A 24,080-nucleotide genomic window follows, 5' to 3' on the forward strand; every position below is an offset into this window, starting at 1 on the left:
AAAGCGTGCAAGCATTCATCAGCTTGCACGCTTTTTAATGTTTTTGTATAACCGCCTCATTGTTGAAAGTAATTCATACGCATTCATTGCAAAGACTTTTTCAACACCATTGTCCCGGAATGTTGGTTGCGCCAGCCCCAGTTATTCTTTTGGATCACTTCAAATCCATGACGCTCAAAAAAAGTCAGCGCTTCGCGATTTTCTGTATGTACTTCTGCAAACAAACTTGTTAAGCCGACATACATTTGCTCAGAAGCCTTTAAAAGCATTGATGCAACACCGTGTTTCTGCCAAGGTTTTGCAACTATAATATAAACAACCCAGGCAACTTCAATGGCGTCTCTTGCAAAAATCCCTACCCCTGTCAGGGCGCCATCTTCAGTTACAGCAGCTAAATGAAGAAACCGCTCATCTTCAAGCTTTAAATTCTTCATTTGTTCTTTTGAAATATATTCCTTCTGAATATGATTTTCCTGTTCTAACAATAATCCGAAATAATGGATATCCTCATCTATCATTCGTCGAATTTGCAAGCCGTCTTCATATGCCATTTAATTGACCTCCTTTATATCAAAAGGTACGGTCGTTCTTTTTGCACCACTTGCTGTTCAGCTTCGCAAGCTTTCTACATGAATTTTTAAATTACGCTTCGTCGTATGTATAGCGGACAATATATTTGTCACTTTTTAAACGACGAATTTCCACACATGGCGCAAGTTCGTAGCCGCCGCTCCAATTATCTTCAAGTTTTGCCTTCACGCAACCAGCTTGAAATTTGGAACGAAATGTTTGTTTCCAATAGATCCAGCGTGGCTTCTGATAAATATGACCCATTGCTGCTGCCTTCTCCTTTCCCGAAACTGTTTCAAGGGTTAGCTTCCAACACTGACGGCGGACATATACTCACTTTTCGTATATGCCCGCTTTTTACTTAGGATTTTCAGTTTACAGTATATGGTGCGAAAAACTCAGCCGATCAACTCTTCATCTTCACGCTTTTTTATATCTTGACTTCCCCGGTTTTCTTCCCGGTCACGCATTCGGTGAGCTAAACGGGCAGAAGCATTCGCTGCAATCGAGCAAATCAAATCATCTAGAAACGTGTGGACTTGTTCTTTGTTTGTATCAAGCTCTCGGATCTTGCCGATTTTTTCTTTATCAAGATAACCGAATGTGGTGACAGCAATACTCCCAAAACCAAATACGGAACCAAGCGCTACTGTTTCATCAACACCAAACAAACCTTCATCCGTATCTATAAGTGATTGAAGCGGTTCGGAAAGCATATTTTTTTCAGCTAAAACATCCAGTTCGACCCCAACAAGTACTGCATGTTGAATCTCCCGCTTACAAAGAACTGCATCCGCACTTTCAACACAATCTTCCATCGTTAAATTGTCTGAATATTTCGCCTGCATTTCATACACAATATCTGCTATATCCTCAATTTTCACACCGCGTTTTTTTAAAGCATCACGCGCTGCCTGTTCAACAACATCACATGGTACTGGTTCTTTCATGGCAGGTACCTCCTATTTCTTTATCTACGTTAGCTTGCATTTGATCGAACCTAAATAAGCCCTATGGTACAATACCTCTTGAAAGAAAATCTTAATCTCATAATAGAGGGGGCCGTTTAAATGGAAGGTGAGATGACCACTCTTTCTCTTGAAAGTGCTGCGCTGCAGCGAACAATTGATGTTCAACTGTACATCCCTCCCAATTACAATGATTTATATACATATCATTTAGCAATTGCCCAGGATGGACAAGATTACTTTCAATTCGGAAAAATTGCTCGAAAATGCGAACAGCTTATTCTTGATGAGGCTGGCGATGAAGTTATTGTTGCCGGTGTTCCTTATCCTGATGTTACGACGCGACGTCATTGGTTTCATCCCGTTTACGGCGAGCAGGATGCATATTTAACATTTTTAACTCAAGAGCTTGTGCCGGCACTTGAAGCAAGGTTTCACACCCATGAAGTGGCTTCAGGCCGAACATTAATGGGTGATTCACTAGCAGGAACAATTTCACTTGCTGCCTGTCTGCGCTATCGGCATTGCTTTGCAAGAGCGATTTTACAGTCGCCTTATGTGGACGACGATGTCATAAATGAAGTTAAGAAAGCCCCGGCTTTTCCAGCATTTGAGGTTTACCATATTGTCGGCGACAATGAGACGAATGTCAAGACAACCGATGGAAAACACATTGACTTTGTTACTCCAAATGAAGAATTAAGCACAATATTAAATGAAAAAGCCGGCCGCTATTCATTTGAGAAAAAATCAGGCGGGCATAATTGGAAACTGTGGGATCCGGATTTACTTCAAGCTCTACGTTACATGTTTAAATGATTTTTTGAAAAGGAATATAATGTTACGATCATTGTTCGGACGATTAAAGGGGGTATTTCATGATTTACGGGATCGCCTGCTTTCCTTCAAAAACGATTCAAGACATGGCGAACACTTTTCGAAAGCGTTATGATTCACGCTATGAATTAATTCCACCTCACTTAACTTTGATGGAACCTTTTGAATTATCCCCTGGGGAAGAAGAGGAAGCAGTGCAGACGATGCGGGAAATTGGAAAAAGCATTCCACCCTATCCACTGCATGTTTATAAAGTAGATTCCTTTCATCCTAAAGAAAATAAAATCTTTTTAAAAGTCGACCGTCACCAACATTTACAAAAGCTGCACCAAGACCTACATCAAAGCTGGCTGGGTGACCGAATATTAACACAAAAAGAGTTTACCCCTCATATTACTTTATGCCAGGACCTTCGTGATGATGAACACTTTGATGTACTTGATCAACTGAAGATGACAATGACTGAAGAGACTGCGTATGTTGATCGTATGCAGCTGTTTTATCAACTTGATAACGAGGCCTGGACTGTCTATGAAACGATACATTTAACCGGAAAGGAAGAACGAAGCGAATGACTGTAGTCCGATCGGGATTTAATGATACGTTAAAACAAGATGTTTTCGATGTCCGCTATGAAGTCTTTGTGCATGAACAAAACGTTCCTGAAGAAGAAGAAATTGATGAGCACGATGAAACAGCACGTCATTTTGCCTTATACAACGAGGAGGGCCAAGCTGTTGGCGCAGGGCGCATGCGTCTCCTTGATGATGCAGGGAAAGCAGAGCGCATTGCCGTGCGGGCCTCTTTCCGTAAATCCGGCGCCGGCCGCCAATTGATGGAGGCCATTGAAAAGGAAGCTGCTGCCGAGGGCAAAGGAAAAATTAAGCTGCACGCTCAACTTCAAGCTTTACCGTTCTATAAATCGCTTGGCTACACGGTGACGTCTGAAGAGTTTTTTGACGCAGGCATCCCGCACCATGCCATGGAAAAGCAACTGTAAGATGGAAAAAGCACTCATTATGCAATGTAATGAGTGCTTTCAGCGTGTAGACAAACTTTTAAGAAAAGCGGGGGCTGACGTCGCTTTTCGGCGGACGCTTGCACCCGGAGGGCACAAGTGCAACATCGGTTTGATCTACGCTTACGCTTGAAGTCATCGTGTCTTCTTAGCCCCCGTCACTTCCTCGGCAGAAAACCACTGCCTGCGGGATCTTCGGCTCGCGCTGTTCCTGGTGGCGTCGCCGCCGATGTTCGTCAGCCTTGCGTCAAAAGCGTCCGTCTGGCGTGAAGGTCACTTTTATGATCCGGTTTTTCCTTTTAACAGGGCAGCCCGCGGCTCAGAGCAATAAGCTGTCCATGAATGTTTGGTTTTGTACTTTGTCGGCAGTCTAAAAACACTCATTATGCAATGTAATGAGTGCTTTTTCATAAATTTTGAAATTAACGTACACTTTGACTCTCTTGATGGTGTACTTTTAAAAAGTTATCTTCTATCATCCATTGCAGCTGTCCGTCGTCAACAAGGGCCTGCAAGTAGGCACCTGCGGCTGTGCGGTATAATGACCAGCTTGGCATGTCATTCAGCTCGACTCCTTCTTTACAGCAAAAAGCTGCAGTCGCTTCTTCAAATGTCATTTTTTCATTTTTAGCTACAATTTCTTCAAGTTCCCCTAACAATCTTTTATGCCAGTCAATATTGTAACGTACCGTATCGTCAAATGAAGTCTCGTAACTCCCGTGGCCGGGTAGCGATCCTTTTAAGGTTGTTTTTAAAATTTTTCTAAGCGAGTGCAGACCCGCTTTAACATCCACCATAAATGGAATCTTATGTTTATTTAAATATTCCCGTCCAAAATAACTATCCGCAGCATACAAATGACCATGCACTTCAATACCTACTTGCGCATGACTGTGACCGCCTAAAACGAGAACTTGTACATTGATCCCACCGATATCCATACGACCTTCCCTGAGCTTACCATCTACACGAACAGGTTCAGCTTCCAAAAATTTTGTCCGCATAACCCGTGGCGGTTCCGTACCTTGAAACAAATAGACCGGCTCTAGTCTAGGATTTTGCATGACTGCACCTTCAAAAGGGGGAGCTAGCGTCATAATATTGTAATGAGTTTGCAGCCATGCTGCCCCGCCAAAATGGTCAGCATGAGCGTGTGTAACCAAAAGGTGGGTCAACGGCATCTCTTCTTTTTCAAGTATTGAAGCTACTTTTTTTGCCGTACCTGCATCAATACCTGCATCGATAAGAATGCCCGTTTCCTCGTGATTGATATATCCGATGTTCACCGGAAGATCAAAGTAATAACACCCCTGGTTAAGTGGCTGTAATGTCATGCGTTCTCCTCCTTCACTGTACATATGATTCCTTTATCATACCACGCCCGTCCTTTTTCTAACAATTTTGATCTGCCTTTATGTAGATGTGAACTACCCACCACTTACCATCCTTACGAGTTGGTTGAAGTGGGGGCTTCTTGGGTTGTCGTCACTTTTGGTAACTGACGAAATATACCAAGCTAACCCTCTTGTTCCAAGAGTTGATATTGATGATTAGGTATTCGCTAATAAGCGAAAGCCTTCTTTTTTTATGTTGATTGCAGAGTTATGGTCTCTATCTCCAATATATCCACACGAACAAGTGTATGTTCTAACACGCATTGGCATAGGTTTGGTAACCCCACAACTCGAACACGTCTTGGTAGAAGGAAACCACTTGTCAATTTTGATCAGCTGTTTGCCTTGTTCGTTTAGTTTATACTTCAAGAAAGAAACGAACATTCCCCAACCATTATCGAAAACACTTTTTCAAAATCTAAGCGCTTGCGACATTCCTTTCATATCCAAATCTTCAACGATAACCGCATCATAAGCAGCCACCAATTCTTTTGACTTGTAATGGAGAAAGTTCTTGCGTTGGTTGGCAACCTTCTCGTGGATTTTAGCAACCCGAATCCGTTGTTTGTTCCAATTTGAAGAACCTTTCTTCTTTCGGGAAAGTTTGCGTTGTTCCTGGGATAACTTATCAAGCATTTGACGATAGAAACGAGGGTAATTGGCTTTCTCACCCTCGCTATCGACAAACAGCCCATCCATCGCAAAGTCTAATCCAACAACGTTTTCGATCTTTTTGCTTGCAATCTCTTTCTCGTACGCTGTCAGCAATGAAAAAAACCGGGAAAATCCCCCCGGTTTTTAACTATGCTTGAACATCAAAGCGGTGTCCTTTGTTTTCAATTTCGTTCTCTACTTCCCTGCGGCGAGAGAGCTCATCCTTGTGACGTTCATCTCGATGTGTATCTTTACCGTGATCAAGTATAAAATTGCTTAAACCCGGCTTTTCTGAGGCCGGAACCCTTTGAACCATGGGCGTTTCTTCCACCATGCGACGACTGTACTGCAAAGCTGTTTCATTGCCATGCATCGGAACATATCCCATCGGGTTTCCCCTCCTTTAAAGAGTCATCCTCTTCACAAAACATATACCCGCTTATTCGTATTTTATGCATCAAATTAAGAATTGGGTTTGTGCATATACACAAAGGCCTGCGCTGCCTCATAGACTGTAACGAACCTAACATTAAGGAGTGATCAACGTGAGTTGTGGACATCATAAGCACAGCCGCCAAGACTGTGTATGCGATGCTGTGCGAGCAATTAAAGAAGCTCAGGATGCTGTCGATCGAAAAGGAAACTGCACCAATAGCTGCTTTCAAAATTTATTGAAACCAAATGGACGTCAGCTTGACACCATTCCATTTATGCTGAAGGACAAAACAGGCAAACTATTTTGGGGTACAGGTGGGTTGTCTGTTCATGATCACGATGTTTTTCACACCGTATTTTTCCGGGTAGAGCATATTTATAAAGACGGGTGCTGTGCGACACTCTCTTTACTCCGTCCAGACAAAGATCTTTCATTTGATAAGTGCTGCGTTGATCCACATTCCCTAGACAGCGTGAAAAGTTTAAAACAAACCGGGGATTGTATTGAAGTTGACTTAAACTGCTTCTGTGCGATTCAGTGTCTGGACCCTCGCCTACTTGATGCAAACTGCTAACCTAAACTCAAAATCGTAACACCTTCAACCTCTTGATAACGAAACCACCTCTCTTCTTTATGAGGGGTGGTTATCAACCAAAAACCCAAGTCATTATAAGTTTTTAAATATCCTTCTAACACTTCACTCACCAAATCAATCTGGCATAGGGGTTCACCTAAATTTTTCATCCGGGAAATTGAAGCGATTTTCTCTATAACGGTTTGCTGCTCAAACGGCAGTCTCTCATCATTAGGCGCTGAATGCTTTAGCATATCAGCGTCTTCTCTTTTTGTATCATACGTTTTCTCTGATACGTCTGACCCCTCATTTGCTTCAGGTTGAGTGCCTGTTTTTTCAGTTGTTTCTTTTTTGGACAGAACGCTTTTATACACAAGACTCTGGGTCGTCCAAGTATCTCCTCCCCGGGGTGAAGGTTGATCAATATATAACAGCGGTGGACCTTGATGCACTTGTTGACGCTTCATAAACATAGACGCCGGCCTCCTTCGTAATTTGTTATACATCTATATGTTTTTTCTTAAGGTGTATGAAAACAAACCTATGCGTAATCTTTTGTATACATTCCCAACATACGTCATATCTATTTGAAAAAGGGGGAGGTAACTTGCTGGCAGGGGGATTATTTATCATATTTCACCTCGCTTACGCTGCCTGGATGGACAAGCAGACATATGACAAAACTGCCCATGAAAACTTTAAAGAGATGAATAAAATCATGGTTCCTGCTTCACTTTTACCGCTTGTAGCAGGTTTATGGCTCATCTATATGTTTCCTATGTACTACGTGCATATTACATTAATAGCAGCTTTGTTTGGAACATTTGCAGGTGGCTGGTTTGGGCGAAAATTTGGGGCTGACGGAATGCTTTATGGATCGTGCTCTGGTTTTATGGCAGGCATTATGGCACCAATGATCGGAACGATGAGCAGCCATGATCCACTATTATTAGGGCTTGTTCAACTTCTGCACATTTGGGGAACAGCCCTCACCGTTCTCCCAATAGATAAGAATCCGTAAAGTAGCGCTTTTTCTTTTTTTACAACGTGCATAAAAACTGGGTAATCGCTGTTTGCAAGCATCATATGGTTGTCCAAATCACTTAAAAAAAGGCTGCGATGCAAAAACATCGCAGCCTTTTGCTACTTAATAAACGTAAGCTGAACCTACAATCACAAGTAAAATGAACAGCACAACAATTAGCGTGAAGCCTCCGTAACCACCGTACGACATGCTATCTTCCTCCCCGTCGCAAAGTTTGAGAATTTGATTCTCGCTATACGTTATGCGAGGGGCACTGACTTGTGCCGGCAAGTTTTACATTTAAGTAAATGCCTATTTTTTATGTCAAGCGTTGCCTTTCCGGGCGTTTTGCATATTGTAACAAAAGCAACTGTTAAGGAGGTTTCTATCATGTATGATCAAATGAACGGATCCGGAGATTACCGTCAACAGCCAGAAGTTATGATGATTCCACCATCGGTGATCGAACGTTATATCAATCAGTGGATCACCACTTATATCCCAGGTTTCGGAAGAGTCGTAGCCTATGTGCTTGACTTCAACCCACGCACTGGCATGGTATCTTTACAAGTATACCCCCGCCGCGGACGTCAGGGGCAGTTTGTTCAAGTCCACTATAGCGATATGGTTGGAATCAGCCCTTACTTTGGTCCAGTTCCACCACATCACGGCCATCACCACCATCACGGCCCTGGACACGGACCAGGCGGATTCTGGCCTTGGCTTTGGCAAAGTTTATTTTAATTCCACATACGAAGAGCGCCTCTGACTCATACTCGGCGCTCTTTGTTTGATTCCTCTATATTTACATACCGATTTTGTTATAACCACCATCAACATGGATCAATTCACCTGTAATGCCACGAGCCATATCACTCATAAGAAACAGCGCAGTGTCACCTACTTCTTCTTTTGTAACAGTACGACGAAGAGGTGCACGTTCTTCCATTTCTTTTAATACTTCGTTAAACCCACCGATTCCTTTCGCTGCAAGGGTGCGGATTGGCCCGGCAGAGATCGCATTCACCCGGATCTCCTCTTTGCCTAGATCGTTTGCTAAATAACGGACACTTGCATCAAGTGACGCTTTAGCAACGCCCATCACATTATAATTTTGTACAATACGCTCGCCACCAAGATAAGTCATTGTTACAATTGATCCGCCTTCACTCATTAATTCATGTGCCTGCACAGCTTTGGCTACACCTGTTAATGAATACGCACTGATATCATGAGCAAGATGAAAACCTTCGCGGGTCGTATTTAAGTAGTCACCATCAAGCTCCTCAGCTTTTGCAAACGCAATGCAGTGAGCTAAGCCATGGATCGTGCCTACCTCTTCTTTGATTTCACGAAAAGCACGATCAATTTCATGATCGTCTGTAATATCGCAAGGAATGATGAGCGAATCACTGCGCTCAAGGCCTTCCGCAAGCTCGCGCACATTCTTCTCTAAACGCTCTCCGGCATATGTAAATACAAGCCGGGCACCAGCATTTGACAAACTTTGCGCAATGCCCCAAGCAATGCTGCGCCGGTTAGCTACACCCATAACAACAAACGTTTTACCTTCAAGTGATAAATTCATTCATTTCGCTCCTCTCATTTTCACATCATATTAAGACCTGGTGATAATTCACAGCTTTATTATATCATTCAGCATGCAGTTCTCCTACCCTTGTTCAACACTTGTCCTTTGTCTTCCTGCTTTGTTTTTGGTATTCTGTTGATTGCATAAGATGAAAGGAATGTTTGCTACATGTATGATTTTATCGGTGATGTTCACGGTTGCTATGATGAAATGCATGAGTTACTGCTTTTACTGGGTTATTCGCGCTCCAATGATGGTGTTTGGAGCCAGCGCGACCGCAAACCCGTATTTCTTGGTGACTTAACTGACCGGGGACCAGCTTCATTGCAAGCTGTTGAAGATGTTGCAGCTACCGTACTTTCTGGTAACGGTAAATATGTGCCAGGCAACCACTGCGATAAGTTATACCGCTTTTTTCTAGGCCGTAACATTCAAATCAAACATGGTCTTGAAACAACAGTAGCTGAATGGGAGCAGTTATCTTCTTCTCACCGCAGCGTAATTAAAGATCAATTTATGCAGTTATTTGAGCAGGCACCTTTGTACCATGCATTGGACGAAGGACGTGTTTATGCTGCCCACGCCGGCCTGCGTCGCATTGATCAAGGGCACGTATCAAAACAGATCCGAACTTTCGTGCTGTACGGAGACATTACCGAAAAAAAAGATGAAACAGGGTTTCCGGTACGGCGTGATTGGGCGAAGGTTTATGACGGCAGTGCCTGGGTCATTTATGGGCACACACCGGTACGAACAACACGCATGCTAAACCGTACAGCTAACATTGATACCGGCTGTGTGTTTGGTGGCGCGTTAACGGCACTTTCCTACCCTGAAATGACAACCACAGCTGTGCATTCAAGACAACCTTTTCAGCCAGAAAAGTTCCATACATTCAGCGAAGAATCAACTTAAAGAAAAATTATGGAGGGAATTTACTCATGAAAAGACCCAGTATCTGGGCCGGCTTAACAGTAACTGCAGCCCTTTTAAGCGCATGCGGCCCTGAAGCTGAAGTTGGCATTAAAGATGAAAATACTTATGCCATTTATGATGAAGACGCAGAGCTTCTCGGGTTGCATGCTGTGTTTGAAAATGCGGCAGAAATGCCTTCAGACCATGTGTACGCAGCTTATCGTATCAATGACTCCGAAATTGCAGAAGCAGCAAACAGCGATTATTTCCGCTTTAATTTAAACCCAGGACAAGAAGATGAAGAACGGATTATGTTAGATGGTCGAGAACAGTTTGCCGTCAGTGACGGCCTTGAGCTCAGTGATTATTTTCCTGAAAACAGTGAAGATATTGAAGGCGCATTTACTGTCCTCTTACTCAGTAAAGAAGGTGAAATTATTGACGAGCTGACAATTGATCGGGTCAGTGAAATTGACAGTTGACTTAATCCTAAAAAGTGAAGTCTATTTAGGATTTACCTTAAAATGGAATTAAAGCGGAAAGTTATGAATGCGTTATCGAAAATGTCAAAGTCCCCTACCAGGGAACGGCGGACGTTATCTATTCCCTAAGAAGCCGTGACACGAACAGATATGGTGATTAGATTTTCACCGGTGTTGCTGTTTATGCTGAGTATTGTTTCGGTACCAGTCATTAAATCAGAAACTGATAAGGCCTCGTTTTATGTTGACCCGTGTTGTTGCTCTACCTTGTCCCATAAAGTTTCAAATCTAGCAGGAGCAGGACTTTCAAAATGAAAAGTATTTTTCGTCATTGGGTGCTTAAAAACAAGTTCAGCAGCGTGCAGTGCCGGGGTGTTGTCAGTAATCACCGGCCCGCCGTATAATGCATCATTAATCAGCGGATGATTAACGTGAGATAAATGAACACGAATTTGGTGTGTTCGACCTGTTGCAATAAGCGCTTCAATCCATGTTAGCTGCTTACCGCATTTCAGCGTACGGTATGAAGTGCGTGCATACTTTCCATCCGGCGCTGTCATTTGTTCAATTAAGCTGTTCGGATTTGGTTTTAAAGGTTGTTCTATCACATTCGCCTCTGGCGAAAGACAGCCTGTAACAAGCGCTTGGTACGTCCGCTGAAAACCATCTCTTTCTAAGCGCTGCTTGGCCAGGCGGTGCTTTGCAATCAATTGTAAACCGCTTGTGCCCCGATCCAACCGACCGGCTGCATGCACAGCACCGGGCCAACCTTGAGAAGCATAATGTTTTACGACACTATCATATAAAGCCGGTTGTTCTGGATCTCTACCAGGTAGTGTAAGTAAACCGGCCGGCTTTATCCAAACACTTAGATGGTCATCTTCATAAACAGGCGTTAACGAAGGAATCGCCACATCACGCAGCACAGGCTGTTTTTCGTCTGGCAGCCTCACTGCCAGTTCATCCCCTGACTGAAGTATCGTCCCCTGATTAGCCGATGCCCCGTTCACCCATATAAAGCCGCTTTGTTTCAAAGCAGCGAGCATTCGTGCTGATACACCTTCAAATTTTTTCAAATAAAACTTTACTGAAAGCTCTGCCTCCGTAGAGATCCTCCATTTGCATATGACCGGCATTTTGTTCACCTAATTTCGTATTAATCCCCAATAAATGATTCTTTCACCCGCTGCCAAAATGGGAAGGGACGAAAACGAGCAAACCGTATTTTCTCTTCAGCAACGCGGCACTGAATTGATTTAATTTTTTTATCCACCATTGAATGGTGATCGATCGTAATTTGCATATCTACATCATTTAATGGCTTGATTAATGTTGTGTGGTGTTGTGGTAAAATAAGCGGCGAGCCAATTGTTCGGTAAATACGGTTATTAATTGATGCCATTTCAGCAATTTGCAATGATTCTAGAGATGGATGCAGGATGGCACCATTGAGCGCTTTATTGTAAGCCGTGCTTCCGGAGGGCGTTGAGATGCACAACCCGTCTCCTCGGAATGTTTCAAACAGCTCACCTTTGATTTCCACGTTGGCTACAAGCGAACCCTCCATCGTCTTTAATGTACATTCATTTAAGGCTAAATAGCGGTCAGAGCTCTCTCCACCATAGTGTCGCACGACAACTTCAAGCAGGGGGTACTCTACAATTTGAAACGGTGTTTTGGCGATGTGAATAACTAAACGTTCAATTTCTTCAGGTTTCCAGTCTGCGTAAAAGCCTAAATGGCCTGTATGTACGCCAACAAAGCTTGTATCATCAAGCCGGTGACTGTAGCTGTGAAATGCATGCAAAAGTGTACCATCACCGCCTACGGAAATGACAATTTCAGGTTCTTGTTCATCAAGTTCCAAACCAAAATCCGTTAAGTATTCTTCCGCACGTTTACGTAAAGCTTCAGACGTTTCATCCCCTCGGGAAGTAACAAAAAATTTCATAACTTCCTCCTTTATGCCGCTTAATTGTCCGGCTTGTTTTCTTCACGCTTTTTCGTAATAATTTCCTGGGCTTCTCGAACTTCGCCTTTAATTTTTGACATCTCTTCATCAAGATTAAAGGCTGCTTCAGCAGCTCGCTCGAGCCGGCGTTGAATATCGACAGGGATTTCACCGCTATATTTATAGTTTAATGAATGCTCAATCGTAGCCCAGAAATTCATCGCAAGCGTACGTATTTGAACTTCCGCACGTACATCTTTCATCCCTTCAATTGTATGAACTGGATACTCAATGACAAGATGATACGACCGGTATCCGCTTTCCTTTTTCTCTTTCACATAATCACGCTCTTCGACGATAGCAAAGTCTTCACGTTCACTAAGCATGTGAACAACCGTATCAATATCACTTACAAACTGACAGACAATCCGGATACCGGCAATATCAAGCATATCTTCTTCAATTTGATCAAGCGGAATCTGCTTTCGTTTTGCTTTTTCTATAATGCTAGAAACAGGTTTAACCCTTCCGGTTACAAACTCAATCGGGGTGTGCTTAGATGAAAGCTCATACTGTTCACGCAGCCCTTTTAATTTTGTCTTTAGCTCTTCCACCGCCTGTCGGTACGGTGCCAAAAAATTATCCCAGCGATTCACGAATATCCCCTCCTGTGACTACATATCGGCTGCTTCTGAAAATGCAGCTGTCACTGCCTGCTCCATTTCTTCCCCGTAGTTGTTATTCCCCGGAATATTATGAAGCAAAAAGTCAAGTTCTTCATGAAACCCGGTTAATTCAACCTCCGGGGCTGCAGCAAACACAAACGGCACCCGCTCCGCTCGGCTTTTTTCAATCTGTGGCCATACACTTTCCGGAAGACGAACTTGAATAAAACCATCGCCGTCCATAATGTATACAAACGCTAAATCATTTGAATCTGTCAGCAGACGTTCTGTTGGCTGCAACTGTTGAATCTCCTCTTCCGTTCCCTCTTTTGTATACATATAATACGTGCCATTTTCATATTCAACCTTGTCTACATTGTATTGTCCCATTATACATCACCTCAAAAATATCGTTTTTACACTTGGCACCTGCACAATTCGAACTCGCTGTGAGATAATTAACGAGGATCAAGATCCCAAGAAAGGAGATACATCATGAGCCGCGAATTAGAAGTCGAAGGAAAAAACTTACTTACATTTGAAGAACTGTGCCGGGTCCAAGCTTACTTTCATGTAGCAGATACAGCCTTTACTACACAGCGCAATCATTATTTTGACACAGCTCAATTTCAATTAAAAGAGAAAGGATGTGCGTTAAGGCTTCGCGAAAAAAATGAGAAGCTGACATTAACTTTAAAAGTACCGCATGAGGAAGGTTTAATGGAGTATCATCAAGCGCTTGAAAGCAATGAAGCAAAAGCTGTTCTTGAAGCTGAAACCTTCCCAACTGGAGAGATCGAACAGGTATTTCAAACAGAGCTGAACCTTGAACTTGCAGCTTGTCGCTACTTAGGAACACTGACTACCTCTCGTGCAGAAGTTGAAGCGGAAAATGGTACGTTTGCGTTGGATGATAACACCTATCTTGACACTTCAGACTGCGAACTTGAATTTGAGGGAACGACACGTGCACACGTCAATGAAGTTCTTTCGTCTTTACTTCATGAACTTAACATTCCTGTACGAGACACGCCGAATAAAATTCAACGTTTTTTTCAAAGAAAAGAACTTCTTAAACAAGAAGGCTGACATAGTACTTGCAAATGTCTCCTATTTTGTTATAGTTAAAGAAATTAAAATGTGAGGTGACTGGTTTGCCGTTTTTTGATCAAGCAAGTTGGATGATGCCGCCCGCTCCTTCACAATCTTTACTTTCGATGAGCCAACTTTCACAAAGTGACAGTAATCAAGGACTTCATCCATCGCAAATGTTCTCACAGCTTTTGCAACAATCGCTTGCAGGTATGCAATCGCAAACGAACGATTCATCGCATACTGCTTTTTCCTTATCACAGTTACAAACTTCCCCGCATTCAAATGGGATTGCTGAAGCAGAAATTAAAACAAACGAGACCGGCGGTGCAGATGAAATAAGCGTTCATGATAAGGCACCAGCTTCCATTAACCAGATTGTCTCTGAAGCCGCCAATCGATACAATCTATCTCCTGGATTAATTCATGCTGTGATTGAGCATGAATCAAGTTATAATCCGGATGCGAAAAGCCATGCTGGTGCGATGGGCTTAATGCAATTAATGCCTGGAACCGCGCGCTGGCTGAACGTAGACGACCCTTATGACCCTGCTGATAACATTGATGGCGGCGCTAAATACTTACGTGATTTACTCGATCAATATGATAATGACCTTGAACATGCACTTGCCGCCTACAACGCCGGCCCGGGTAATGTTGATAAGTACGGTGGTATCCCACCATTTGCTGAGACAACTCGTTATGTTCCTAACGTCATTGCATCCTATGAGTCGTTTGCTTAAAGCAGACGACTCTTTTAAGGCTTTTCCCTTGAACTTTCCCTTTTATTTGGTTTATGATGCCCGGTAGCTGAATCATCCGGAAATCTTTGAAATGAGGGGATGGCACTCATGCAGGAACAACAAACACTCTTTGATTATATCGGAGAAACAAAGCTTCACCAGCTCGTTGATGCTTTTTATGCACGTGTACAGGAGCATCCAGATCTTGCTCCGATCTTTCCGGACGATTTAACGGAAACTGCTCGTAAGCAGAAACAATTTCTCACACAGTTTTTCGGCGGTCCGCCTTTATATACAGAAGAGCACGGCCACCCTATGCTTCGTGCACGCCATATGCCGTTTACAATTACACCTGTACGAGCCAGTGCTTGGGTTTTTTGTATGGAAGAAGCAATGGAGGACACAGGCATTGAGGAAGAGGTACAGGAGCATATGCTGGAGCGTTTAACATTAACTGCAAGGCATATGATTAACTCACCGGATCCAGATGGAGGGACGAGCCATGACTAAAGATAAGACGTCCTTAGTTTGCGGTCCAGACGATTGTTCAACAGAGACAAACACAAAGCATGGCCGCGTCGAACTTTACGTGTTTACAGACCCATTATGTCCGGAATGCTGGGCGTTTGAACCGGTTTTAAAGAAATTAAAAATGGAATATGGTCATTTCATTACCTGTCGTTTCTTTTTGACGAACAGTTTGACCCCCTCTCCTGTCCCGGAAGAAGATGGAGGAGCAGATCAATTAAAGATGCTCGCTCATCAATGGGAGCGAACAGCAAGCCGGTCCGGCATGTCATGTGACGGGGATTTATGGATGGAAGACCCGGTCTCTTCAACACACATTCCATCACTGGCAATTAAAGCTGCTGAAATGCAGGGAAGGTGCTTATCCATTAAATTTTTCCGCCGGCTTCGCGAGCTTCTCTTTCTTCATAAACAAAACATTGAAAAAGAAGAGGTGCTTTTATCTTGTGCCGCGGAAGTCGGTTTAGACCAAGCTGAGTTTTATAAAGACCTTTACTCAGATGCAGCGGTCAAAGCGTTACAATGCGATATGAAAGCTACAAAAGAAATGGATGTACAAAAAGCGCCTACATTTGTGTTTTTTAATGACGATATTGAGGATGCCGGTTTAAAAATCTCGGGGCTTCATAATTACAATGTCTATATTCAAGTGCTGCAAGAAGTACTTGGCTTCGCTCCTGAACCTGAAGAAAAACATGACCTCGAAAACTTTTTACAGCTCTATGACTTTGTTGCAACAACCGAAGTAGCTGAAGTCTATGATTGGAGTTTGAAATATGCCGAGTGTCGCTTAAAACAGCTGCAGCTGCAGCGTAAAGTTGAGCAGGTACCTGTAAAACATGGAACGTTCTGGCGCTACAACACACATTAAAGTCTTACCAATGCATAAACTGAAGCATAAAGTTGATGCCAGTAGGAGGTCGCCATCAATGCAGCGTAGTTGGATGCTTTTAACGATCGGAATGATCGGAACATCTGCAGGTTTTGTACTTTTTATCCTCGGCCTGCTTCACTTTATGCCTGTATGGATTGGTAGTCTTTTAATGTTTGTGAGCATTTTTGCAACACTCTATTTTTGGAACGAACGGAAAAGGTTTAAAGGTTTTCATCTGAAACAATAAAGAGAGCCGAGGCAGAAGCCTTGGCTCTCTTTATTTATGATGATGCGTCTTTTTCCAGTTCTTCACCTTTAATACCAGTTGGTCCAAGTTCTGTATTTTCTCCGTTGCTGGACGGTTCAGGAGTGCTGCGCTCACCGTATTTTTCAGCCTCCTGTTCTGCACGGCTGCGGTATTCTTCAAGCGGCATCAGCTCGTATTCAACCTCGCTATTCACACTGGGTGTTTCCAAATAATTATCACTTTCACCCTCAGAATTACACCCTGTACAAACGACGAGCAACCCTAGAAGTATTTTCAGTATCACAGCCCGGTGCATGGTACCGCCTCCTTTTCCTTAATACAATCATAAGAAAAAGCAGGCAACAAAGGCATCACAGCGTGGTAACAATCGTGTTAAATGATATTATCATCTGTTTACATCTTTCAGCTGTCAACTTGTTCGATTAAACGCTCCATCTCCTCGAGTGTCTCTTCAAACACTTTCATAGCTTGTTCAATTGGGGCTTTTTCAGTCATATCGACCCCTGCTTTTTTCAACAAGTCTATCGAATAATTCGATCGTCCGGAAGAAATAAAGGAGAGATAACGCTCAACCGCCGGCTGTCCCTCTTCTAATACTTGTTTAGATAAAGCAGCAGCAGCACTAAAGCCTGTTGCGTACTGATATACATAAAAATTCATATAAAAGTGTGGGATACGGGCCCACTCAAGCGATATATCCTCATCTACAACCAAATCCGGGCCAAAGTACTTTTCGTTTAGCTCATAGTACCACTGGTTGAGTTGATCTGGTGTGAGCGGAACACCTGCTTCTGCTTTTTCATGGATAAGCTGTTCAAACTCAGCAAACATTGTCTGTCGAAAGACGGTGCCACGGAAATCTTCAAGAAAATGATTGAGTAAATACATCCGTTGTTTAATATTTTCTGTTTGCTCGAGCAAGTATTGATTTAACAACATTTCGTTCAGTGTAGAAGCAACTTCGGCTACAAAAATCGTATAACCACTATACGTCGATGGTTGATGTTCATTTGTGTAATAACTATGCAGCGAGTGGCCTAGTTCATGAGCCAACGTAAACAAAGAGTTCACATCATCCTGCCAATTCATTAAAATGTAAGGCTTTGTGCCGTAAGCACCGGATGAATACGCGCCACTACGTTTTCCTTCATTCTCATACACATCAATCCACCGGTCTTGAAAACCTTCTTTCAAACGGTTCACATACGTATCTCCAAGTGGCGCTAAACCGTTGACAATTAATTCTTGCGCGCGTTCATACGTTACATCCATATCAGCATCTTTGACAAGCGTTGTATATAAATCATATGGATGCAGCTCATCTACTTTTAATACACGTTTACGAAGTTGTACGTAACGATGCAGCAAGTGTAAGTGTTCATTAACAGTTTCAACAAGTTGATCATACACTTTTTCAGGAATATGGTTTTTACTTAAAGCTGCTTCACGTGCTGAACTGTAGTTTCTTGCTTTTGCATAAAACAAGTTCCGTTTCACTTGTCCACTTAAAGTTCCTGCAAATGTATTTTCATAAGTTTTATACGTTTGATAAACATTGAAAAAGGCAGATTTGCGCACTTCACGGTCATCGCTTTTTAAAAGACGCAACAGTCGTCCGTGCGTAATCTGAATGTCTTCGCCTTCCTCGTCTTGAATAACTGGAAAATTTAAATCTGCATTATTCAATAAACCGAATGTATTGGCTGGTGCCGTAGTCACTTCGGCCGCTTTTGCAAGCAAAGATTCTTCAGCCGGAGAAAGTACATGAGCCCGCGTTTGATTAAGTTCATCAAGTGCATGCTTATATAACGCTAAACCTTCATGATTTTGAAGAAAAGACTGAATCTTTTCTTCAGGAATAGATAAAATCTCCGGTTCTAAAAATGACATAGCCTGACCAGCTTCACTTGCAAGCCGTTCCGCCCGATCATTTAAGCCTTGATAGTACGAGTTTGTCGTGTCCTGATCATAACGCATATGAGCGTATACAAACACACGGGATAAGCGCTCTTCAATGGTGTCGCTCATTGCAAGCGCCTCATATAATTGTCCGCTTGAATCTCCTAGCGTTCCTTCAAATTTTGTCATTTGCTGCAAAAGCTGTTGTACAGCTGCAAACTCTTCTTCCCACGCCTCTTCATTTTGAAAAATTGCTTTTAAATCCCACGTATAAGCTTCATCCATTTCTTCACGCTTTGGCAGCGCTGTCGTTTGACTACTCATTTGTCATCTCCCTTTCAATCGTTAAGAATGTTGGTCATGTTGTTATGTATCACTGAGGTTATTTTTAAGAAGATACACCTCTCACTTTATTTTAACGGACGATTTCTTATTCGACCAAATAATTCAACTTAACAAGCGAGTCATATAATTTTTCCACACTTGAACAAGTTGTTGATCGTCATAAAAAGCCTGATCTAAATGCGTGGAAAATAGCTCATCCCCTTGCCAACTGAACACTTTTTGGTCCGTATGGCTCACGAGATGCATCTGTTGTAGAAGTTCTTTATACTGCTGCAGTAAGTCTTCAAAAGTTACAGGAGCCAAAGGTTGGGAACGACTCTGCCACAATTCTTGAGCTTGCAGTTGTCGAAAGGATTTCGTTAATTCATGAAAAGAAACAGATGACTGTTTTTTGACTTGACTTAAAAGTAAAGTTTGCCAGACATATGAAGGATTAAAAAACGAAGTGGCAAGAGGAAGCGGCCAACCTGCAGCTGAAGGGTACATCGTAAGAGGTTGTTTAAATTGAGCAGCGAGGTATTGTTGAAAGTTTACTTCGTGATGGCGATTGATCCGCCCGTAACGCTGACGTTTTTTTATCTGCATCAAAACAACTACATGACGGTTTTCAATCGTTGGTTTTGGAGGCTCTGATAAATAAAAGTAGGACATATGACGAAGTTCAGATATTGAAAAAGCTTGCAAACATTTTTGGGAAGATACCCTGCCAAGCAAATACCTAAAATAAAAGCTGTTTTGCTTTATATCGAGGTAAATATTGTACGAGCTATTTAATCGGGAATGTCTGCGTAATGAACTGTGCTCATAAGAAGTCATTGAAGCCATCGGTGAAAGTTGGACGGCGTTTGTTTGCACAGCTTTTCTGACAGGAAAAATCCAGTACGGCTGAATACCTGATTTCATGTACTGAATGGTACGAAAGCGAAGTTCCTCTTCTGAAATTGCGGCACATTGAAATTCGAAAGCTGAAGGAGGGCTAGTTGTAGCGCAGAAAACATCCGGGCGCTGTTTAAGTGTAGGTAAATACCGCTCTAGTTCCGGTGCTAACCTTTGTTTATTTAACCAATCGTACAGCAGAAGCTTACCATGGATATGTTCTTCAGTTTCTGGTTCAGTGAATATGTGGCAGGCTTGGCGTGGAAGATGAGCGAAATAAGGGCGAATGACTTGTCCTGTTTTCAGTTGGACGCGCTGCGCACAAGCCGGACAATAAAACATTTGATCACGTGCTTTTACTGCAGCTGTATCCGCAAACATCAACTTTTTATGATTTGTTTGAGCTATGAGCATATATTACCTCCTTTGCAATTATTAAAAATTATACCGAAAAACGTTAAAAAAAACAAAAAAAAAGCCCCGTCAATTTACGGGACTTGAATGCTTAGACTGCAAAATAAGTGTAAAACGTCTTTAACGCTGTTTCATTAGCTACTGTACTGCCATATTCGCGGATACGATGCACAGATACATCTGATTCATCACCATATTCTAAAACGCGACTTACAATATTATCCTGCTCATTTTCCTTAAATGACTCATCGAAGCGGGCATACAAGTAATAACGTCCTTCAAAATGATGAAGTTCATTATGGATGCCTTCTAAAGTTACAGCTTGGCTTAGCGCAATAACATCTTCAATGTCGGTGAATGAGAATACAATTTCAAGTTCACCATCGTTCTGCTTTTTCTGACGGTCTTTTTCTTGATCATTGCGGCGGAACTGCTGATCTAACAGATCAACAATATTGTCATCAACTGGTTGTTCTTCTCCAGATTGCTCTTGGACCGGAATTTCAAGTTTCACATTGCCGTCTGATACCTGACCGCGAGTAACAACCATTTCAAGTCCACGGTCTAAAGCCTGCACTTGAATCCAAAGTGGTCCTTCAATTTCAAAATTTTCTTGGTCGTGAGCTTCATTCATCATTTCGAATAAAAGTTCTTCACCACGTTCACGGTTATACCAAATCTCATCGCGGTCAAAGCCTCTATCTTCAATATCATTGTACGTAATGAAAAATTTCAATGTTGAGTCGTTGATTCTTTCAATTTCCACGTTGATTCCCTCCCAGAAGGTAAGGTGGATGCGGAGACTATTTTTCAGTCTCAAATATAGAGTTCTTATTAAGAACTTATTTTGAAGGGTTTCCCCCTATGCTGTCAAGCTTTTTATTACAGAATGCTTGAATCTTTAAAAGCTCATCCGACCTTTCTTCATTTTTTGAGGTTACCGGTTCGCCGTTCGTTTAGCATATTTGCTTAATTCACAAGTTTTTGTGCTTCTTGTAAATAGTACGTACGAACTTGACGCGGTAGGAAGCGACGGATTTCTGCTTCGTTATACCCTACTTGTAGACGCTTTTCATCAAATATAATTGGACGTCGAAGCAGACCTGGATTTTCACTAACAAGTTCAAACAATTTCTGCAAAGAAATATCGTCAAAATCAACATCGAGTTCTTGATATACTTTTGAACGTTTCGATACAATTTCGTCGGTGCCGTCTTCGGTCATCCGTACTACTTCTTTAACTTCCTCAATACTTAAAGGTTCAGTAAACACGTTGCGTTCATAAAACTCGATGTTGTTTTCTTCAAGCCAGCTTTTCGCTTTTCGACAAGATGTGCAGCTTGGGGATGTTAACAATGTAACCATAATTCCCTCTCCTTCCTAAGCTAACCTCAGTTCACTACATATACGTTTTACGACTCATTACAATAATAATTATACAATAATTATTATAATTTGAATAGTTCATATGTCTTGTATACATAGTTTTTTCACTTTTTGTATAAATGTTGTTCAACATTTGCTGAATTACACATCTTATTACCGAAATTGCTCGATGTTAAACCCTTGTTTAAAATTCACCCTCCACCTAAGCGGAGGGTGCTTTAAATTTCCCTGAACAGCGACTACTGCTTTTTATGCAGCTGGAAACGACAAAATGACTGTTTGGGCTGAGGCATCCGATGAAGATCCTTCAAGTTTTTTCTTAAAAGGTCACGAAGCGCTTTACGCTTCTTCTTATTTTTCACCGCTTGTTTCGTTGCCATACCGCCCCTCCTTTCTTTGTCTCCAGCAGCCAGATCAATGTTCAGGAGTATACACTCTGTATTCGTTGTACAGAGCTTTTCTATAACTCCATTATAAATCATCGCTCAGTGACTTGAAAATATTGAAGAGCAGGCGGAGCCTTTCTTTAATTTACCTTTTAATCCAGCGGGGTGTAATTAACCCCTTCAGTGTAATTATTGCCTGCATTCCATAACAAAAATTCATCAATACCGTTCTCGTTTAACGCCCGGATCTGGTCCTCAACTTCTGCTACACCATAATTTTGATAATTGCCTGCACCTAAGTAAGATGCCGTGAAGTCTTGGATCCACGGCCGCGAGATCGGCGGCTCTTCAAGCTCTCCTAACACTTCGTTCTCAATCTCTGCGTAAGCATCTGTCAACTCATAAGGATACAGATCCGGTTTATCCAATCCAAAATGCGGGGTCCAGTGACTCGGATAAATCATTGACGAAATAACATCTACATTTTCTGAGATCATTGCAAAGTTCTGTCCAATTCCAGGTGCATTTTCGAGTGTCGCTGCGTAACCGAAAATATCAACAGAAACGTCCACATCATAATACTCAAGTTCCTCGCGGGCATGGGCTACAAAATCAGTGACAGCGTTCACCCGTTCCATAACATTATCATCCATGCCTTCATAATCACCCCGCGCGTAGTTTAAATCCTCATCGCGGGTTTCAAATCCTTCCGGAAAGCGTACGTAGTCAAACTGAATGTCTTGAAAACCCATTTCTGCAGCTTTTTCTGCAATATCAATATTGTAATCCCATACTTCTTCTAAGTAAGGATTGACAAACGCTTCGCCTCTTCCATTTTTCCAAACTTCTCCATTATCGTGAGTGAAAGACCATTCAGGCTTTTCTTCAGCGAGCAAGGTGTCTTTAAATACAACGACACGAGCGATCGGATAAATATCATTTTCTTCAAGGACCTCCATCATCTCTTCAGGGTCCCCAATCCAATTTCGGCTTTTCTCATAAGCTGGATGATTTTCATCCAATTCGAAAGTGATATAACCATCATCCTCTTTAATGTCAATCACCATTGAATTTAAATCCGTTTCATTTGTTAATTCGATAAGTTCCTCAAACTTTGCTCCTCCTGCTGAGTGTCCTGTTACAAATGTCCCCCGGACTGCATCTGGATACTCGAATGTATAACCGGAATCGTATGTAAACCGTGGGGAGCTTTCCGGCACTTGGCGTTCAGTTTCTGCTAACGAGGCAAAATCGTGAAAAGCAACTGGCTTACTCTCTTCTTCAGCATTTACAGTGGTTGTTATCAGTGCGCCGGCTGCAATAAGCGCCCACGTTGTCGTAAGTTTTTTCATTATGGTTGTCACCCTTCTATTATAATCTCTTATGTTTGCAGGTACGCTCCAAAGAGTTCCCTTGCATTCCAAATTATACATTGCCAACAGACATCGACCAACAAGTTTTTTCAAATTAAATATAAATTCACGAAATTGATGAAAAAATTTTACTTTGGTTTATTCTTCATTCCCAAGCGGGGATGAATTATGTAAGATGCTGACTTTGTAAAAGAATTGTTGCATCTCTATTTTGCAGTGCTTATAATATGAAAAATATTAGCTCACCTATGAAAACAAGGAGGAGATATGAGTGGGACACCGCGTCACGTTACCGAAACTATTTGAACACCCTGTCACACAAAAATATGTGAAACGCGCCGGGCTTGCTCATGCTGTAGCTGTTGCTTACCATGCCTTTTATCTCGCTAAAGAGCGAAATGTAGATGTTGACACTGCAGCTAAAGCTGCTTTTTTACATGATTCAGGTCATTATATGTGGTATCGAAATGGTGAGTGGGATTATGAGCTTTACAAAGCAAATGACATTCACGCAATTAAAGGAGCAGAACGGGCACATAAATTGTTAATCCGCCTGGGCGAGGACCGGCAGAAAGCAAAAGAAGTAGCTGTCGCAATTTTACTGCATACAGACTCTTATCTGCCGGGGCAGTCTGTGGACCGCACACCTCTGCAAACGGTTGTCGCCGAAGCTGACGAATTGGACGAAGAGCCCGGCGGCGCTCATCATTACCGAAAAATGAGTGATGAGCAGGCAAAAAAGAAGTTGAAAGAGCTCGACTTGCGCATTACCGAAGTATTAAAAGCTCAAGACGAAGCCATCTATCCTAAATAATTG

At 42.3% G+C, this 24,080-nt stretch carries 33 protein-coding genes and 1 pseudogene; 14 read left to right on the forward strand and 20 right to left on the reverse strand.

The genetic code is table 11. The features are described 5' to 3' along the window. Positions 1–83: 83 nt before the first annotated feature. The 3 genes from B0H94_RS02210 to B0H94_RS02220 all read right to left on the reverse strand — a co-directional run bounded on the left by B0H94_RS02210 (position 84) and on the right by B0H94_RS02220 (position 1,520). Positions 84–551, reverse strand: a complete 468-nt coding sequence (locus B0H94_RS02210) for a GNAT family N-acetyltransferase (protein WP_106587606.1) — start codon at positions 549–551, stop codon at positions 84–86. Positions 552–642: 91 nt separating this feature from the next. Continuing rightward, the gene (locus B0H94_RS02215) at positions 643–834 is read right to left on the reverse strand and encodes a hypothetical protein (RefSeq protein WP_106587607.1); all 192 of its coding nucleotides are present in this window, start codon (positions 832–834) and stop codon (positions 643–645) included. Between the two features lie 134 nt (positions 835–968). Then, positions 969–1,520 carry a phosphatidylglycerophosphatase A family protein gene (locus tag B0H94_RS02220; protein WP_106587608.1) on the reverse strand — a complete coding sequence of 184 codons (552 nt, stop codon included), beginning with the start codon at positions 1,518–1,520 and terminating at the stop codon, positions 969–971. 120 nt (positions 1,521–1,640) lie between these two features. On the opposite strand from B0H94_RS02220, the gene B0H94_RS02225 reads away from it, so the two are divergent. The 3 genes from B0H94_RS02225 to B0H94_RS02235 are packed head-to-tail and all read left to right on the forward strand — an operon-like array spanning position 1,641 to position 3,375. Then, positions 1,641–2,357, forward strand: coding sequence for an alpha/beta hydrolase (locus B0H94_RS02225; protein ID WP_106587609.1), 717 nt, complete (start codon positions 1,641–1,643; stop codon positions 2,355–2,357). Positions 2,358–2,416: 59 nt separating this feature from the next. Next, positions 2,417–2,950: a 2'-5' RNA ligase family protein gene (locus B0H94_RS02230; protein WP_106587610.1), complete on the forward strand. Its 534-nt coding sequence runs from the start codon at positions 2,417–2,419 to the stop codon at positions 2,948–2,950. Continuing rightward, entirely contained in the window at positions 2,947–3,375 is a 429-nt protein-coding gene (locus B0H94_RS02235; protein WP_106587611.1) for a GNAT family N-acetyltransferase, read from the forward strand. Before B0H94_RS02230 ends, B0H94_RS02235 begins: the two co-directional genes overlap by 4 nt. Before the next feature lie 440 nt (positions 3,376–3,815). Here B0H94_RS02235 and B0H94_RS02240 read toward each other — a convergent pair whose 3' ends face one another. The 3 genes and pseudogenes from B0H94_RS02240 to B0H94_RS02250 all read right to left on the reverse strand — a co-directional run bounded on the left by B0H94_RS02240 (position 3,816) and on the right by B0H94_RS02250 (position 5,829). Beyond that, on the reverse strand, positions 3,816–4,727 hold the full coding sequence (locus B0H94_RS02240; protein WP_181315215.1) for an MBL fold metallo-hydrolase: 912 nt from the start codon (positions 4,725–4,727) through the stop codon (positions 3,816–3,818). A gap of 216 nt (positions 4,728–4,943) precedes the next feature. Next, a pseudogene (locus B0H94_RS02245) lies at positions 4,944–5,564 on the reverse strand (RNA-guided endonuclease InsQ/TnpB family protein); the annotation flags it as partial. Between the two features lie 25 nt (positions 5,565–5,589). After that, on the reverse strand, positions 5,590–5,829 hold the full coding sequence (locus B0H94_RS02250) for a hypothetical protein (RefSeq protein WP_106587613.1): 240 nt from the start codon (positions 5,827–5,829) through the stop codon (positions 5,590–5,592). A 157-nt stretch (positions 5,830–5,986) separates the two neighbouring features. Between B0H94_RS02250 and B0H94_RS02255 the strand changes: the two genes are divergently transcribed. Beyond that, positions 5,987–6,451: a CotY/CotZ family spore coat protein gene (locus tag B0H94_RS02255; RefSeq protein ID WP_106587614.1), complete on the forward strand. Its 465-nt coding sequence runs from the start codon at positions 5,987–5,989 to the stop codon at positions 6,449–6,451. Here the strand turns inward: B0H94_RS02255 and B0H94_RS02260 are convergent. Continuing rightward, the gene (locus B0H94_RS02260; protein WP_106587615.1) at positions 6,448–6,924 is read right to left on the reverse strand and encodes a hypothetical protein; all 477 of its coding nucleotides are present in this window, start codon (positions 6,922–6,924) and stop codon (positions 6,448–6,450) included. The two genes, B0H94_RS02255 and B0H94_RS02260, sit on opposite strands and share 4 nt — an antisense overlap. Positions 6,925–7,058: 134 nt before the next feature. Between B0H94_RS02260 and B0H94_RS02265 the strand changes: the two genes are divergently transcribed. Continuing rightward, complete coding sequence (locus tag B0H94_RS02265; RefSeq protein ID WP_106587616.1) at positions 7,059–7,472, forward strand: hypothetical protein; 414 nt, start codon at positions 7,059–7,061, stop codon at positions 7,470–7,472. Between the two features lie 126 nt (positions 7,473–7,598). On the opposite strand, the gene B0H94_RS02270 is transcribed toward B0H94_RS02265, so the two are convergent. Further along, positions 7,599–7,685, reverse strand: a complete 87-nt coding sequence (locus tag B0H94_RS02270; protein WP_106587617.1) for a YjcZ family sporulation protein — start codon at positions 7,683–7,685, stop codon at positions 7,599–7,601. Between the two features lie 180 nt (positions 7,686–7,865). On the opposite strand from B0H94_RS02270, the gene B0H94_RS02275 reads away from it, so the two are divergent. Then, complete coding sequence (locus tag B0H94_RS02275; RefSeq protein ID WP_106587618.1) at positions 7,866–8,219, forward strand: hypothetical protein; 354 nt, start codon at positions 7,866–7,868, stop codon at positions 8,217–8,219. 61 nt (positions 8,220–8,280) lie between these two features. Here B0H94_RS02275 and fabI read toward each other — a convergent pair whose 3' ends face one another. Next, positions 8,281–9,063, reverse strand: coding sequence for an enoyl-ACP reductase FabI (gene fabI / locus B0H94_RS02280; protein WP_106587619.1), 783 nt, complete (start codon positions 9,061–9,063; stop codon positions 8,281–8,283). 171 nt (positions 9,064–9,234) lie between these two features. Here fabI and prpE point away from each other — a divergent pair, with 171 nt between their 5' ends. Both prpE and B0H94_RS02290 read left to right on the forward strand, forming a co-directional pair. Then, positions 9,235–9,981 carry a bis(5'-nucleosyl)-tetraphosphatase PrpE gene (gene prpE / locus B0H94_RS02285; protein ID WP_106587620.1) on the forward strand — a complete coding sequence of 249 codons (747 nt, stop codon included), beginning with the start codon at positions 9,235–9,237 and terminating at the stop codon, positions 9,979–9,981. 26 nt (positions 9,982–10,007) lie between these two features. Further along, positions 10,008–10,463 (forward strand): hypothetical protein, encoded by a 456-nt coding sequence (locus B0H94_RS02290; RefSeq protein ID WP_106587621.1) that lies wholly within the window; start codon positions 10,008–10,010, stop codon positions 10,461–10,463. Positions 10,464–10,702: 239 nt separating this feature from the next. On the opposite strand, the gene B0H94_RS02295 is transcribed toward B0H94_RS02290, so the two are convergent. From B0H94_RS02295 to B0H94_RS02310, 4 genes are read right to left on the reverse strand one after another with little or no spacing between them, the layout of a single operon-like run. After that, positions 10,703–11,599: an RluA family pseudouridine synthase gene (locus B0H94_RS02295; protein ID WP_106587622.1), complete on the reverse strand. Its 897-nt coding sequence runs from the start codon at positions 11,597–11,599 to the stop codon at positions 10,703–10,705. A 20-nt stretch (positions 11,600–11,619) separates the two neighbouring features. After that, a complete protein-coding gene (locus B0H94_RS02300) occupies positions 11,620–12,414 on the reverse strand; it encodes an NAD kinase (RefSeq protein WP_106587623.1) in 795 nt (264 codons plus the stop codon). 20 nt (positions 12,415–12,434) lie between these two features. Next, the gene (gene yjbM, locus B0H94_RS02305) at positions 12,435–13,070 is read right to left on the reverse strand and encodes a GTP diphosphokinase (RefSeq protein ID WP_106587624.1); all 636 of its coding nucleotides are present in this window, start codon (positions 13,068–13,070) and stop codon (positions 12,435–12,437) included. 18 nt (positions 13,071–13,088) lie between these two features. After that, positions 13,089–13,469, reverse strand: coding sequence for a UPF0738 family protein (locus B0H94_RS02310; protein WP_106587625.1), 381 nt, complete (start codon positions 13,467–13,469; stop codon positions 13,089–13,091). Positions 13,470–13,574: 105 nt separating this feature from the next. On the opposite strand from B0H94_RS02310, the gene B0H94_RS02315 reads away from it, so the two are divergent. The 5 genes from B0H94_RS02315 (at position 13,575) to B0H94_RS02335 (ending at position 16,563) form a co-directional block, all read left to right on the forward strand. Continuing rightward, entirely contained in the window at positions 13,575–14,168 is a 594-nt protein-coding gene (locus B0H94_RS02315) for a CYTH domain-containing protein (protein WP_106587626.1), read from the forward strand. A gap of 65 nt (positions 14,169–14,233) precedes the next feature. Continuing rightward, positions 14,234–14,914, forward strand: coding sequence for a lytic transglycosylase domain-containing protein (locus tag B0H94_RS02320; protein WP_248283096.1), 681 nt, complete (start codon positions 14,234–14,236; stop codon positions 14,912–14,914). A 108-nt stretch (positions 14,915–15,022) separates the two neighbouring features. Continuing rightward, entirely contained in the window at positions 15,023–15,424 is a 402-nt protein-coding gene (locus tag B0H94_RS02325; protein WP_106587627.1) for a globin domain-containing protein, read from the forward strand. Then, positions 15,417–16,313, forward strand: a complete 897-nt coding sequence (locus tag B0H94_RS02330; protein WP_106587628.1) for a ClpXP adapter SpxH family protein — start codon at positions 15,417–15,419, stop codon at positions 16,311–16,313. Before B0H94_RS02325 ends, B0H94_RS02330 begins: the two co-directional genes overlap by 8 nt. Positions 16,314–16,371: 58 nt before the next feature. Then, on the forward strand, positions 16,372–16,563 hold the full coding sequence (locus B0H94_RS02335) for a hypothetical protein (RefSeq protein WP_106587629.1): 192 nt from the start codon (positions 16,372–16,374) through the stop codon (positions 16,561–16,563). A 34-nt stretch (positions 16,564–16,597) separates the two neighbouring features. Here B0H94_RS02335 and B0H94_RS02340 read toward each other — a convergent pair whose 3' ends face one another. From B0H94_RS02340 to B0H94_RS02365, 7 genes are all read right to left on the reverse strand, one after another. Further along, complete coding sequence (locus tag B0H94_RS02340; protein ID WP_106587630.1) at positions 16,598–16,879, reverse strand: hypothetical protein; 282 nt, start codon at positions 16,877–16,879, stop codon at positions 16,598–16,600. Positions 16,880–16,986: 107 nt separating this feature from the next. Further along, the gene (gene pepF / locus B0H94_RS02345) at positions 16,987–18,807 is read right to left on the reverse strand and encodes an oligoendopeptidase F (RefSeq protein ID WP_106587631.1); all 1,821 of its coding nucleotides are present in this window, start codon (positions 18,805–18,807) and stop codon (positions 16,987–16,989) included. A 123-nt stretch (positions 18,808–18,930) separates the two neighbouring features. After that, positions 18,931–20,118 carry a competence protein CoiA gene (locus B0H94_RS02350; RefSeq protein WP_106587632.1) on the reverse strand — a complete coding sequence of 396 codons (1,188 nt, stop codon included), beginning with the start codon at positions 20,116–20,118 and terminating at the stop codon, positions 18,931–18,933. A gap of 91 nt (positions 20,119–20,209) precedes the next feature. Further along, on the reverse strand, positions 20,210–20,884 hold the full coding sequence (gene mecA, locus B0H94_RS02355; RefSeq protein ID WP_106587633.1) for an adaptor protein MecA: 675 nt from the start codon (positions 20,882–20,884) through the stop codon (positions 20,210–20,212). Positions 20,885–21,087: 203 nt separating this feature from the next. After that, positions 21,088–21,483, reverse strand: a complete 396-nt coding sequence (gene spxA, locus B0H94_RS02360; protein WP_106587634.1) for a transcriptional regulator SpxA — start codon at positions 21,481–21,483, stop codon at positions 21,088–21,090. A 260-nt stretch (positions 21,484–21,743) separates the two neighbouring features. Next, a complete protein-coding gene (locus B0H94_RS15070; RefSeq protein ID WP_181315216.1) occupies positions 21,744–21,884 on the reverse strand; it encodes a hypothetical protein in 141 nt (46 codons plus the stop codon). A 158-nt stretch (positions 21,885–22,042) separates the two neighbouring features. Beyond that, entirely contained in the window at positions 22,043–23,242 is a 1,200-nt protein-coding gene (locus B0H94_RS02365) for a putative glycoside hydrolase (protein WP_106587635.1), read from the reverse strand. A 292-nt stretch (positions 23,243–23,534) separates the two neighbouring features. Between B0H94_RS02365 and B0H94_RS02370 the strand changes: the two genes are divergently transcribed. Continuing rightward, positions 23,535–24,077 carry an HD domain-containing protein gene (locus B0H94_RS02370; RefSeq protein ID WP_106587636.1) on the forward strand — a complete coding sequence of 181 codons (543 nt, stop codon included), beginning with the start codon at positions 23,535–23,537 and terminating at the stop codon, positions 24,075–24,077. Positions 24,078–24,080 lie beyond the last annotated feature (3 nt).

The organism is Salsuginibacillus halophilus, from assembly GCF_003014715.1.
Lineage (GTDB): Bacteria > Bacillota > Bacilli > Bacillales > Marinococcaceae > Salsuginibacillus > Salsuginibacillus halophilus.

Bases quoted from the DNA above. Each gene is read 5' to 3' on its own strand.
- B0H94_RS02210 (WP_106587606.1), bottom strand. From the start codon at position 551: ATGGCATATGAAGACGGCTTGCAAATTCGACGAATGATAGATGAGGAT.
- B0H94_RS02215 (WP_106587607.1), bottom strand. From the start codon at position 834: ATGGGTCATATTTATCAGAAGCCACGCTGGATCTATTGGAAACAAACA.
- B0H94_RS02220 (WP_106587608.1), bottom strand. From the start codon at position 1,520: ATGAAAGAACCAGTACCATGTGATGTTGTTGAACAGGCAGCGCGTGAT.
- B0H94_RS02225 (WP_106587609.1), top strand. From the start codon at position 1,641: ATGGAAGGTGAGATGACCACTCTTTCTCTTGAAAGTGCTGCGCTGCAG.
- B0H94_RS02230 (WP_106587610.1), top strand. From the start codon at position 2,417: ATGATTTACGGGATCGCCTGCTTTCCTTCAAAAACGATTCAAGACATG.
- B0H94_RS02235 (WP_106587611.1), top strand. From the start codon at position 2,947: ATGACTGTAGTCCGATCGGGATTTAATGATACGTTAAAACAAGATGTT.
- B0H94_RS02240 (WP_181315215.1), bottom strand. From the start codon at position 4,727: ATGACATTACAGCCACTTAACCAGGGGTGTTATTACTTTGATCTTCCG.
- B0H94_RS02250 (WP_106587613.1), bottom strand. From the start codon at position 5,829: ATGGGATATGTTCCGATGCATGGCAATGAAACAGCTTTGCAGTACAGT.
- B0H94_RS02260 (WP_106587615.1), bottom strand. From the start codon at position 6,924: ATGTTTATGAAGCGTCAACAAGTGCATCAAGGTCCACCGCTGTTATAT.
- B0H94_RS02270 (WP_106587617.1), bottom strand. From the start codon at position 7,685: ATGTCGTACGGTGGTTACGGAGGCTTCACGCTAATTGTTGTGCTGTTC.
- B0H94_RS02275 (WP_106587618.1), top strand. From the start codon at position 7,866: ATGTATGATCAAATGAACGGATCCGGAGATTACCGTCAACAGCCAGAA.
- fabI (WP_106587619.1), bottom strand. From the start codon at position 9,063: ATGAATTTATCACTTGAAGGTAAAACGTTTGTTGTTATGGGTGTAGCT.
- prpE (WP_106587620.1), top strand. From the start codon at position 9,235: ATGTATGATTTTATCGGTGATGTTCACGGTTGCTATGATGAAATGCAT.
- B0H94_RS02290 (WP_106587621.1), top strand. From the start codon at position 10,008: ATGAAAAGACCCAGTATCTGGGCCGGCTTAACAGTAACTGCAGCCCTT.
- B0H94_RS02295 (WP_106587622.1), bottom strand. From the start codon at position 11,599: ATGCCGGTCATATGCAAATGGAGGATCTCTACGGAGGCAGAGCTTTCA.
- B0H94_RS02300 (WP_106587623.1), bottom strand. From the start codon at position 12,414: ATGAAATTTTTTGTTACTTCCCGAGGGGATGAAACGTCTGAAGCTTTA.
- B0H94_RS02310 (WP_106587625.1), bottom strand. From the start codon at position 13,469: ATGGGACAATACAATGTAGACAAGGTTGAATATGAAAATGGCACGTAT.
- B0H94_RS02315 (WP_106587626.1), top strand. From the start codon at position 13,575: ATGAGCCGCGAATTAGAAGTCGAAGGAAAAAACTTACTTACATTTGAA.
- B0H94_RS02325 (WP_106587627.1), top strand. From the start codon at position 15,023: ATGCAGGAACAACAAACACTCTTTGATTATATCGGAGAAACAAAGCTT.
- B0H94_RS02330 (WP_106587628.1), top strand. From the start codon at position 15,417: ATGACTAAAGATAAGACGTCCTTAGTTTGCGGTCCAGACGATTGTTCA.
- B0H94_RS02335 (WP_106587629.1), top strand. From the start codon at position 16,372: ATGCAGCGTAGTTGGATGCTTTTAACGATCGGAATGATCGGAACATCT.
- B0H94_RS02340 (WP_106587630.1), bottom strand. From the start codon at position 16,879: ATGCACCGGGCTGTGATACTGAAAATACTTCTAGGGTTGCTCGTCGTT.
- pepF (WP_106587631.1), bottom strand. From the start codon at position 18,807: ATGAGTAGTCAAACGACAGCGCTGCCAAAGCGTGAAGAAATGGATGAA.
- B0H94_RS02350 (WP_106587632.1), bottom strand. From the start codon at position 20,118: ATGCTCATAGCTCAAACAAATCATAAAAAGTTGATGTTTGCGGATACA.
- spxA (WP_106587634.1), bottom strand. From the start codon at position 21,483: ATGGTTACATTGTTAACATCCCCAAGCTGCACATCTTGTCGAAAAGCG.
- B0H94_RS15070 (WP_181315216.1), bottom strand. From the start codon at position 21,884: ATGGCAACGAAACAAGCGGTGAAAAATAAGAAGAAGCGTAAAGCGCTT.
- B0H94_RS02365 (WP_106587635.1), bottom strand. From the start codon at position 23,242: ATGAAAAAACTTACGACAACGTGGGCGCTTATTGCAGCCGGCGCACTG.